Below are 251 nucleotides of genomic sequence, written 5' to 3'. Positions count from 1 at the left end.
GGCATCGCCCATGGAGACGAAGGCTGCCTGGCCTAGTACACCCAGCGTACGCAATACGTGATGACGCTCCGCGAAGGTGATCTGGCACATCTTCATGTACTGAGATCGCTCAGTTCGTCTCGTGGGTCGGAGATGTGTATAAGAGACAGGTCATCGCCCATGGAGCCGACTGCTTCCTGGCCTTGTTCACCCAGCGGACGCAATACCTGATCACGCTCCTCGAAGGTGACCTGGTACATCTTCATGTACTG

The 251-nt window shown here is 56.2% G+C and carries 1 protein-coding gene; it reads right to left on the bottom strand.

Annotated features, from left to right (window positions below; genetic code table 11):
* Positions 1–92: 92 nt before the first annotated feature.
* The coding region (locus tag ACQ4LH_RS22155; RefSeq protein ID WP_430699031.1) for a glutamate synthase central domain-containing protein at positions 93–251 on the bottom strand (159 nt) is incomplete at its 5' end.

The sequence above is a fragment of the Pseudomonas peli genome (assembly GCF_050563605.1).
In the GTDB taxonomy this organism is placed as follows: domain Bacteria; phylum Pseudomonadota; class Gammaproteobacteria; order Pseudomonadales; family Pseudomonadaceae; genus Aquipseudomonas; species Aquipseudomonas peli_A.
The sequence above is the reverse complement of the archived record's forward strand: the minus strand, read 5'-3'. Positions and strand labels throughout refer to the sequence as shown.